A 9641-nucleotide genomic window follows, 5' to 3' on the forward strand; every position below is an offset into this window, starting at 1 on the left:
CAAGGCCTTGCCCATCTGCCCCGCTTCATGAGATAACCGCGGAAATCAAGAAGCGAGCAGAGCATGGCCGACGATCTCTTTCCGACCACGACGGAGGATACCAGCTATTCCGCCGCCTCCATCGAGGTGCTGGAGGGGCTGGAGCCGGTGCGCAAGCGCCCCGGCATGTATATCGGCGGCACCGATGAGCGGGCGCTGCATCACCTGGTGGCCGAGATCCTCGACAACTCCATGGACGAGGCGGTGGCGGGCCATGCCAGCCGCATCGAGGTCGAGCTGCACGCGGATTACAGCGTCACCATCCGCGATAATGGCCGCGGCATCCCCATCGATCCGCATCCGAAATTCCCCGGCAAATCCGCGCTCGAAGTGATCCTGTGCACGCTGCATGCGGGCGGCAAGTTCTCGGGCGATGCCTATCAGACCTCGGGCGGGCTGCACGGCGTGGGGGCCTCGGTGGTCAATGCGCTGTCCGACCGGCTGGTGGTGCAGGTGGCGCGCAACAAGGAGCTGTTCGAGCAGAGTTTCTCTCGCGGCATTCCGCAGGGCCCGGCGGAAAAGATCGGCGCCGCGCCGAACCGGCGCGGCACCACCGTGACCTTCCACGCCGACGAGGAGATCTTCGGCCATCACCGGTTCAAGCCCGCGCGGCTGCTGAAGATGGTGAAGTCCAAGGCCTATCTGTTCTCGGGCGTCGAGATCCGCTGGAAATCGGCCATTGACGATGGCGAGACACCGACCGATGCGACCTTCCACTTTCCCGGCGGTCTGGCCGATTACCTGAGCGAGACGCTGGATGGCGTCACCACCTATGCCGACCGCCCCTTCTCCGGCAATGTCGATTTCAAGGAACGCTTCGGCGTGCCCGGCAAGGTCGATTGGGCGATCAACTGGACGCCGTCGCGCGACGGGTTCATCCAGTCCTATTGCAACACCGTGCCCACGCCCGAGGGCGGCACGCATGAGGCCGGGTTCTGGGCCGCGATCCTGAAAGGCGTCCGCGCCTATGGCGAGTTGGCCAATAACAGGAAGGCCGCCCAGATCACCCGCGAGGATCTGATCACGGGCGGCTGCGCGCTTGTGTCCTGCTTCATCCGCGAGCCGGAATTCGTCGGCCAGACCAAGGACCGGCTGGCCACGACCGAGGCGCAGCGGCTGGTGGAAAGCGCGGTGCGCGACCATTTCGACAACTGGCTGGCGAGCGATCCGAAATCGGCGGGCGCGATCCTCGATTTCCTGATCCTGCGGGCGGAGGAACGGCTGCGCCGGCGTCAGGAAAAGGAAACGCAGCGCAAGACCGCGACGCAGAAGCTGCGCCTGCCCGGCAAGCTGGTCGATTGCACGGCCAAGAACCGTGCCGGCACCGAGATTTTCATCGTCGAGGGCGACAGCGCCGGCGGCTCGGCCAAGCAGGCGCGCGACCGCACCACCCAGGCGCTTCTGCCGCTGAAGGGCAAGATCCTGAACGTGCTGGGTGCGGCCTCGGGCAAGCTCGGCTCGAACCAGGAGATCAGCGATCTCTGCCAGGCGCTCGGCGTCGGGATGGGCACGAAATTCAACATCGATGATCTGCGCTATGACAAGATCATCATCATGACCGATGCGGATGTGGACGGCGCCCATATTGCCAGCCTGCTGATGACGTTCTTCTTCGCGCAGATGCGGCCGCTGATCGACAAGGGGCATCTCTATCTGGCCTGCCCGCCGCTTTACCGGCTGACGCAGGGGGCGGAACGGGTCTATGTCGCCGATGATGCAGAGAAGGACCGGCTGATGGCGCAGGGGCTTGGCGGGCGCGGCAAGATCGACGTGCAGCGCTTCAAGGGGCTGGGCGAGATGGACGCCAAGGATCTGAAGGACACGACGATGAACCCGGCCAGCCGCAAGCTGATCCGCGTGTCCATCGACGAGGATGCGGCGGGCGAGACCGGAGATCTGGTGGAGCGGCTGATGGGCAAGAAGCCCGAACTGCGGTTCCAATTCATCCAGGAAAACGCCCGTTTCGTCGAGGATGAAGGGCTGGATGTCTGAGCGGGCGTCACCACGCCGCGATGCGTCGCCCACCATCCCCCCGCTGCAACTGACCGAGGCGCATGTCCGCCGTGCGACGCGGGTCGTGGACGGACCGCGATACAAGGACGAATGGCGGCTGCTGGAAGACGATGATCTGGACCGGCTGGCCGCGACGATCACCGCAGGCCGGCCCCGCCCGATCCCGGTTTTTGCTTATGGCTCGCTGATCTGGAATCCGGATTTCACGGTGGCGGCGCGGCGCCGCGCGACGGCCATCGGCTGGCACCGGCAATTCAGCATCCCGCTGGATCATTTCCGCGGCACGCCGGAGGAGCCGGGGCTGATGCTGGCGCTCGCCTCGGGCGGGCACTGCGAGGGGCTGATCCTGGATGTCGCGCCCGAGGCCGAGTGCTGCTCCCTGCGGTCGATCCTGAAGCGTGAACTGGTGGCGCATGAGCTGGCCGCGAATTACCGCTGGATCGAGGTGGAGACCGAGCGCGGCCGCAGCGAGGCGCTGACCTTCTATGCCGATCCGGTGGATGTGGATGCCACGGTCCTGCCGATGGAGGCGCAGGCGCGGAGGCTTGCGCGGGCCAACGGGGCAGCCGGATCGGGCTGCGAATATCTGCTGCGCACCGCGCAGGGCTTGGCGGAGGCCGGGATCTACGACGCCTATATCTGGGATCTGCAGGCCCGTGTGGCGCGGGAGATCGACGCGGGCTGAGACCGAGCCTGCGGGTGTTGTCCCGTGAGGCAGACGGCGGCCTGCGGCGTAAAGCGACGCGCTTTTGGCCTTCGCGATACCGAAGCTGAGACCTTGATGCCGCGCGCGCAATATCTGCCGCCAGGCCGATTCAGAACCGCATCCCGACGCTGAACCGCACATCCTCGCCGCCGATCCCGAAGCTCGCCGCCCCGATGCTGAAGCCGATCAGCGACCCGGCCCAGACCTGTTGCGGCGTGTGCTGCCCGGCATGGACCCGGCTCCACCCCGTCACGCCTGCCGCCGCGTAGCCGGCGACCCCTGCGGCCGGATCATCCTCGAAACATTTGCCGGCCAGATCCGACGCGCCGAAGAACGCCGCCGCGCTGTGCCCGGATGGAAACCCCAGCCCCTCACCGCTCGGTCGGCGCGATATCGGCTGTCCATCGAGCGCATGCTTCAGCCCCCAGACGATCCCGGCCTGAACCACGCCGCGCAGCGCCAGATCCTCCAGCCGGTGATCGCGATGGGCGCAGATTGCTGCGGCAAGCGGCAGGCCGTATTTCATCGCCGTGCCAAACCGCTCCGCAGGTTCGGCATGAAGCGGCGCCGACACCGCCAGAGCCAGAACACAGCCCGTCACCCGGCCGCGCCGGGTCACGCGCCCCGCCTGCGCCGCGCCCGGCAGGGGCCGGGACGCGTGACCAACCGGACATTGGCAGCCAGCGCGTCACCGAATGGCCGTGTGCTCTCGGCAAACCGCGTCAGATCAGGGACCGGACCGACCACGCGCCCCCGCACCTAGCCGGCGGTCTTGGAGTTGGCTTCCTTTTTCGCGTCGGCATGGATGATGAGCGGCTTGGCCGAGATATTGTCCACGGCTTCCTCGTTCACCACCACCTCCTCGACGCTTTCCAGACCGGGCAGGTCGAACATCGTGTCCAGCAGGATGTCTTCCATGATCGAGCGCAGCCCGCGCGCCCCGGTCTTGCGCTTGATGGCGCGCCGCGCAATGGCGGTCAGCGCGTCATCGGTGAAGGTCAGCTTGACGCCTTCCAGATCGAACAGGCGCTGATACTGTTTGACGAGCGCATTTTTCGGCTTGGTCAGGATGATGATCAGCGCATCCTCGTCCAGGTCCGACAGCGTCGCGATCACCGGCAGACGGCCGACGAATTCCGGGATCAGGCCGAATTTCAGCAGGTCTTCCGGCTCCAGCTCCTTGAACAGATCGCCCACGCCGCGATCGTCGTTTTCCTTGACCTCGGCCCCGAACCCCATCGCCGTGCCCTTGTTGCGCTGCGAGATGATCCGGTCGAGCCCGGCAAAGGCGCCGCCGCAGACGAACAGGATATTGGTCGTGTCCACCTGCAGGAATTCCTGCTGCGGATGCTTGCGCCCGCCCTGCGGCGGCACGGAGGCCACGGTGCCTTCCATGATCTTCAGCAGCGCCTGCTGCACCCCCTCGCCCGACACGTCGCGGGTGATCGAGGGGTTGTCGGATTTGCGGGTGATCTTGTCGACCTCGTCGATATAGACGATGCCGCGCTGAGCCCGCTCGACATTGTATTCGGAGGCCTGGAGCAGTTTCAGGATGATGTTCTCGACATCCTCGCCCACGTAACCGGCCTCGGTCAGCGTGGTCGCGTCGGCCATGGTGAAGGGCACATCGAGGATCCGCGCCAGCGTCTGCGCCAGCAGCGTCTTGCCGCAGCCGGTCGGGCCGATCAGCAGGATGTTGGATTTCGCCAGCTCGATATCAGACTTGGAGCCGTGATTCAGCCGCTTGTAATGGTTATGCACCGCGACGGAGAGTACGCGCTTGGCGCGTTCCTGACCGATGACGTAATCATCTAGCACCTGGCAGATTTCCAAGGGCGTCGGCACGCCCTCGCCCGATTTCAGGCCCGAGGCTTTCGTCTCCTCGCGGATGATGTCCATGCACAGCTCGACGCATTCATCGCAGATGAACACCGTCGGACCCGCGATCAGCTTGCGGACCTCGTGCTGGCTCTTGCCGCAAAAGCTGCAATAGAGCGTGTTCTTGCTGTCGGTCTCATTCGCCATGCTACGTCCTTAGTCCTGCCCGCTTATGACTGCCCAGGGCTGCGGTTTCGGTCTGCCCATGTTAGGGATCTGCGCCCCATGTCTCAATCCCCAAACGGCAGAGCTGCCGAATCGGCGGGAATCACTTGCTGTCCGGGTCGGCCTTGCCGCGCGGGCTCAGCACCTCGTCGATCAAGCCCCACTCCTTGGCCTCTTCCGGCGACATGAAGCGGTCGCGTTCCAGCGCCTCCTCCACCGCCTCCAGCGTCTGGCCGGTATGGTGGACATAGATCTCGTTCAGCCTCTGTTTCAGCTTCTGCGTCTCCTGCGCGTGGATCAGGATGTCGGTGGCCTGACCCTGGAACCCGCCCGAGGGCTGGTGGACCATGATCCGGCTGTTGGGCAGCGCGAAGCGCTTGCCCTTTTCGCCCGCGCAAAGCAGCAGCGATCCCATCGACGAGGCCTGACCGATCACCAGGGTCGAGACGCGCGGGCGGATATACTGCATCGTGTCGTAGATCGACAGGCCCGAGGTCACGACACCGCCGGGGCTGTTGATATACATGGAGATTTCCTTCGACGGATTTTCCGCCTCCAGGAACAGAAGCTGGGCGCAGATCAGCGTGGACATGCCGTCATGGACGGGGCCCGAGACGAAGATGATGCGTTCCTTCAGCAGCCGCGAGAAGATGTCATAGGCCCGTTCCCCGCGCGAGGTCTGTTCGACCACCATGGGGACAAGCGTGTTCATGTAGAATTCTGCCGGATCGCTCATCAATCTTCCCTGCCCGATTGTCGTGGCCCTGCCGTTCCGGGGCCGGAGCCGACCCCCGCCAGAGCGGTGTTGTACCTTCCAGAGGTTGACAGAGTCTTAGTAACGCCGGATCACCTCCGCAAGGGATGCAGCGCATTTGACCCAGTTTGACGGAGGGCGCGGAGATGAAACTGATCGTGGGGCTGGGCAATCCGGGGCCGAAATATGCCGGCAACCGGCATAATATCGGTTTCATGGCGGTGGACCGCATCGCCGGGGATCACGGGTTCGGGCCGTGGCGGGCGCGGTTTCAGGGCGAGATGGCCGAGGGGCGGCTGGGATCGGAGCGGGTCGCGCTGCTCAAGCCCGGCACCTTCATGAACCTGTCGGGTCAATCGGTGGGCGAGGCGATGCGCTATCTCAAGCTCGACCCTGCGGATGTGATTGTCTTCCATGACGAGCTGGATCTCGCGCCGGGCAAATGCCGGGTCAAGACCGGCGGCGGCCATGCCGGGCATAACGGGCTGCGGTCGCTGCATCAGCATATCGGCGAGGCGTATCAGCGCGTCCGGCTGGGCATCGGCCATCCCGGCCACAAGGACCGGGTGGCGCCCTATGTTCTGTCGGATTTCGCCAAGGCGGATGCGGACTGGCTGGACGACCTGCTGCGCGGGATCTCCGACGGGGCCGAGGCGTTGGCGGCGGGTGACGGGCCGGGGTTTCAGAACAAGGTGGCGTTGCGGGTGAACCCGGCGCGCGGCAAGGCCCCTCAGCCCGAGGCCGCAGGACAGCAGCCCCCTGCCCCGCGCGCCCCCGCCAAGGCGCAATCCAAGCCCGCGGCAGAGCCAGACAAACCGCAAAGCCTGGCCGAAAAGCTGCAATCGCTGGCCAGCCGTTTCCGCTGAGCGGCGCAGCCCGCGGCATTCCTTTTCGGCCACGGCGCGGCGCAGCGCGCGCACCCCACGACAAGTTCAGCGCCAGAGGGCTTTACAGCCACGCCCCATGCGGCAACGCTGTGCTTATGGGCGCAATGCCCGGCGGACGATGCTGGAGGAGGTGCAGAATGGACCCATCGCTGAACGTGCTGGGCGATACGCTCGCCCCCTGCTCGACCGATCCGATGACCGGATTTTTTCGCGACGGCTGCTGCAATACCGGGCCGCAGGATCAGGGCAGCCACACCGTCTGCGTGGTCGTCACTGCGGAGTTTCTGGCGCTGTCGAAATATCTCGGCAATGACCTGTCCACGCCGCGCCCCGAATTCCGCTTTCCCGGGCTGAACCCCGGCGACCGCTGGTGTCTCTGCGCGGCGCGATTCCTGCAGGCCGCACAGGAGTTCGCCGCGCCGAAAGTCGTGCTGGAGGCGACCCATGCCCGCGCGCTCGAGGTGGTGCCGCTGGAATTGCTGCGCGCCCATGCTGTGGATCGAGGCCAGATCGACGGCGGGGGACGGGCATGAACCGGACGCGGATCATTGCACTGGCGGCGACGCTGACTGCGCTGTCGCCCGCCCTGCCCGCCATCGCGCAGGAGATCGCTGCGGACCTGCCCAAGCTGGACGACGGCACCGCGCTGCGACAGGACGAGGCCGACCGGCTGGCCGCGTTGGACGCGCATCTGGGCCGCGCCCTGAGGCAAGCCTTCGCCGGGGGCACGGATGCGGATCTGGACATGCTGGCTGAGGCGATGGGCGGCGTGGCCGACACGGCGCCCGATACGGCGCTGACGGCGATGCAGGGGGAGTGGCGCTGCCGCACGATCAAGCTGGGCGATAACCTGCCCATCATCGTCTACGGCAATTTCACCTGCCGGATCGACGGCACGGGCTTCGAGAAACTGACCGGCTCGCAACGCACGCGCGGCACGCTGCATCTGGATGGCGAACGGCTGATCTATCTGGGCACCGGCTTCGTGCAGGGGGCGGACGCCCCCGATTATGCGGTGTTTCGCGATGACCCGGCGCAGCGGCCGGAAGCGGGCCGGATCTGGATCGACATTGCCGAGGTGGAGATGGTGACGCCCGACCGGGCGCGGATCCTGTTTCCCGACCCGGAGCTGGAATCCGGCTTCAACCTGCTCTACCTCACGCGTTAACCGCCCGCGTCGATCTCCACCCCGAGATGTTTCGCCACGGTGAAGATGTCCTTGTCGCCGCGGCCGGACAGGTTGACCACGATCAGGTGATCCTTCGGCAGATCCGGCGCGATCTTGCTGACATGGGCGAGCGCGTGGCTGGGTTCGAGCGCGGGGATGATCCCCTCCGTCCGGCACAAAAGCTGGAACGCCGCGAGCGCCTCCTTGTCGGTCACATGGACATATTCCGCACGCCCCTGTTCATGCAGCCAGGCATGTTCCGGCCCGATGCCGGGATAATCCAGCCCGGCGCTGATCGAATGCCCGTCCAGGATCTGCCCGGCCTCGTCCTGCAACAGATAGGTGCGGTTGCCATGCAGCACCCCGGCCCGGCCGCCGGTCAACGAGGCGGCATGCTCCATCCGTGCGTCAACCCCGTGACCGCCCGCCTCCACCCCGATGATCCCGACCTCCGGATTGTCGAGGAAGGGATGGAACAGCCCCATCGCGTTCGAGCCGCCGCCGATGCAGGCGATCACCGTATCGGGCAGCCGCCCCTCGGCGCGCAGGATCTGGTCACGCGTCTCGCGCCCGATCACGGCCTGGAAATCACGCACCATGCGCGGATAGGGATGCGGCCCGGCAACCGTGCCGATGCAATAGAACGTGTCGCGCACATTGGTGACCCAGTCGCGCAGCGCATCGTTCATCGCGTCCTTCAGCGTCCCCTTGCCGGATGTGACAGGCACCACCTCCGCCCCCAGAAGCCGCATGCGGAAGACGTTCGGCGCCTGCCGTTCGACATCGGTGGCCCCCATATAGACCACGCATTTCAGCCCGAACCGCGCGCAGACCGTGGCCGTCGCCACCCCGTGCTGCCCGGCCCCGGTCTCGGCGATGATCCGGGTCTTGCCCATCCGCCGCGCCAGCAGGATCTGGCCCAGCACGTTGTTGATCTTGTGGCTGCCGGTATGGTTCAGCTCTTCGCGCTTGAGATAGATCTTTGCCCCGCCCAACTCCTCGGTCAGGCGCGGCGCGAAATAGAGCGGGCTCGGGCGGCCGACATAATGCTCCCACAGATCGTCCATCTCGGTCTTGAAGGCGGGATCCTGACGGGCGCGGTCATACTCCGCCTCCAGATCGAGGATCAGCGGCATCAGCGTCTCAGACACGAACCGCCCGCCGAAAATCCCGAACCGGCCCTGCTCATCCGGGCCCAGGCTGTAAGAATTTACACGTTCGGTCATCCGCGCCTCCTGTCGGTTCGCGCCCGTCCTAGCGAAGCCCGCGCCATGCGGCAAGCCGGGCTTGCAGTTTCAGCGCCGGAGGTCTAGCAGAACGCGGTCGGAGGCGTGGCAGAGTGGTTGAATGCACCGGTCTTGAAAACCGACGTGGGGGAAACTCCACCGTGGGTTCGAATCCCACCGCCTCCGCCAAATATTCCTTTATTTTATTGTTTTCGCTAAAAATATGGGCGCTCGGCAATTCAATTGCTTAATAATTACCCTACCAAAAATGCGAGGGTGCACCAACATCTGAAAATAATGCGCCCAATCTAAGCCGGGCGCGATCGTCGCCGTATGGTCTGGCCCTCGTGCAGCCTGTAGCTATTGAGGCGAAATCTCAAAGCTTGCGCGACCACGAACGCGGGATCGATCATATCCATGGTATCTCCGTCCATTGCCGAGGCATTGCGTGAACGCGGAGAGCAGGACAATGAGGAGCCGATAAACGCTGGCTTCCGACACGGATTAGTTTCCTCGTCCGAAACTCGTAACCCCATAGCCCGACCCTCTGACGTTGCTTCGCAGATCTACTTAGCGCTCGATCGGATGGCGCCTGATCTTGCCGGAAACCGATGGCTCGATGCCGAAAATCAGGCGGCCGTCGCCATACAGTCGATCATTGCCGTCTCGCCTTGCTACATCGATGCTATCAGGGAGCAGTGATAGCATCATGATCCTCCCCCACTGAAGTGGTCCGCCGTTATGATTAGGAAACGGAGGATCAGAGATGGCAAACAAGCGACCGAAGCCGGAAGAGATTGTGTCG

General features: G+C 64.9%; 10 protein-coding genes and 1 tRNA gene. 6 read left to right on the top strand and 5 right to left on the bottom strand.

The window, feature by feature from the left end; genetic code table 11:
- Positions 1–63 precede the first annotated feature (63 nt).
- Positions 64–2031, top strand: coding sequence for a DNA topoisomerase IV subunit B (parE, locus tag BLT73_RS06260; RefSeq protein ID WP_090521824.1), 1968 nt, complete (start codon positions 64–66; stop codon positions 2029–2031).
- Positions 2024–2737: a gamma-glutamylcyclotransferase gene (locus BLT73_RS06265; protein ID WP_176804955.1), complete on the top strand. Its 714-nt coding sequence runs from the start codon at positions 2024–2026 to the stop codon at positions 2735–2737. Before parE ends, BLT73_RS06265 begins: the two co-directional genes overlap by 8 nt.
- Before the next feature lie 130 nt (positions 2738–2867).
- Here BLT73_RS06265 and BLT73_RS06270 read toward each other — a convergent pair whose 3' ends face one another.
- The 3 genes from BLT73_RS06270 to BLT73_RS06280 all read right to left on the bottom strand — a co-directional run bounded on the left by BLT73_RS06270 (position 2868) and on the right by BLT73_RS06280 (position 5537).
- Positions 2868–3377, bottom strand: a complete 510-nt coding sequence (locus BLT73_RS06270; protein ID WP_245727113.1) for a phosphatase PAP2 family protein — start codon at positions 3375–3377, stop codon at positions 2868–2870.
- A gap of 140 nt (positions 3378–3517) precedes the next feature.
- Entirely contained in the window at positions 3518–4783 is a 1266-nt protein-coding gene (gene clpX, locus BLT73_RS06275) for an ATP-dependent Clp protease ATP-binding subunit ClpX (RefSeq protein ID WP_090521828.1), read from the bottom strand.
- 121 nt (positions 4784–4904) lie between these two features.
- Positions 4905–5537: an ATP-dependent Clp protease proteolytic subunit gene (locus tag BLT73_RS06280; protein ID WP_090521831.1), complete on the bottom strand. Its 633-nt coding sequence runs from the start codon at positions 5535–5537 to the stop codon at positions 4905–4907.
- Positions 5538–5701: 164 nt separating this feature from the next.
- Between BLT73_RS06280 and pth the strand changes: the two genes are divergently transcribed.
- From pth to BLT73_RS06295, 3 genes are all read left to right on the top strand, one after another.
- Entirely contained in the window at positions 5702–6421 is a 720-nt protein-coding gene (gene pth, locus BLT73_RS06285) for an aminoacyl-tRNA hydrolase (RefSeq protein ID WP_090521833.1), read from the top strand.
- A gap of 158 nt (positions 6422–6579) precedes the next feature.
- Positions 6580–6975, top strand: a complete 396-nt coding sequence (locus BLT73_RS06290) for a DUF2237 family protein (RefSeq protein ID WP_090521835.1) — start codon at positions 6580–6582, stop codon at positions 6973–6975.
- Complete coding sequence (locus tag BLT73_RS06295) at positions 6972–7610, top strand: DUF4893 domain-containing protein (RefSeq protein ID WP_090521839.1); 639 nt, start codon at positions 6972–6974, stop codon at positions 7608–7610. Before BLT73_RS06290 ends, BLT73_RS06295 begins: the two co-directional genes overlap by 4 nt.
- On the opposite strand, the gene trpB is transcribed toward BLT73_RS06295, so the two are convergent.
- On the bottom strand, positions 7607–8836 hold the full coding sequence (trpB, locus tag BLT73_RS06300) for a tryptophan synthase subunit beta (RefSeq protein ID WP_090521841.1): 1230 nt from the start codon (positions 8834–8836) through the stop codon (positions 7607–7609). The two genes, BLT73_RS06295 and trpB, sit on opposite strands and share 4 nt — an antisense overlap.
- Positions 8837–8935: 99 nt before the next feature.
- Between trpB and BLT73_RS06305 the strand changes: the two genes are divergently transcribed.
- A tRNA-Ser gene (locus BLT73_RS06305) sits at positions 8936–9025 on the top strand.
- 381 nt (positions 9026–9406) lie between these two features.
- On the opposite strand, the gene BLT73_RS17485 is transcribed toward BLT73_RS06305, so the two are convergent.
- Positions 9407–9641 (bottom strand): hypothetical protein (locus BLT73_RS17485; protein ID WP_218132508.1); only part of this gene is annotated, 235 nt, incomplete at its 5' end.

The organism is Paracoccus isoporae, from assembly GCF_900101865.1.
GTDB classification, from domain to species: Bacteria; Pseudomonadota; Alphaproteobacteria; order Rhodobacterales; family Rhodobacteraceae; genus Paracoccus; species Paracoccus isoporae.

What these genes read in the sequence shown, in the direction of transcription:
- parE (WP_090521824.1), top strand. Translation starts at nt 64, where the DNA reads ATGGCCGACGATCTCTTTCCGACCACGACGGAGGATACCAGCTATTCC.
- BLT73_RS06265 (WP_176804955.1), top strand. Translation starts at nt 2,024, where the DNA reads ATGTCTGAGCGGGCGTCACCACGCCGCGATGCGTCGCCCACCATCCCC.
- clpX (WP_090521828.1), bottom strand. Translation starts at nt 4,783, where the DNA reads ATGGCGAATGAGACCGACAGCAAGAACACGCTCTATTGCAGCTTTTGC.
- BLT73_RS06280 (WP_090521831.1), bottom strand. Translation starts at nt 5,537, where the DNA reads ATGAGCGATCCGGCAGAATTCTACATGAACACGCTTGTCCCCATGGTG.
- pth (WP_090521833.1), top strand. Translation starts at nt 5,702, where the DNA reads ATGAAACTGATCGTGGGGCTGGGCAATCCGGGGCCGAAATATGCCGGC.
- BLT73_RS06290 (WP_090521835.1), top strand. Translation starts at nt 6,580, where the DNA reads ATGGACCCATCGCTGAACGTGCTGGGCGATACGCTCGCCCCCTGCTCG.
- BLT73_RS06295 (WP_090521839.1), top strand. Translation starts at nt 6,972, where the DNA reads ATGAACCGGACGCGGATCATTGCACTGGCGGCGACGCTGACTGCGCTG.
- trpB (WP_090521841.1), bottom strand. Translation starts at nt 8,836, where the DNA reads ATGACCGAACGTGTAAATTCTTACAGCCTGGGCCCGGATGAGCAGGGC.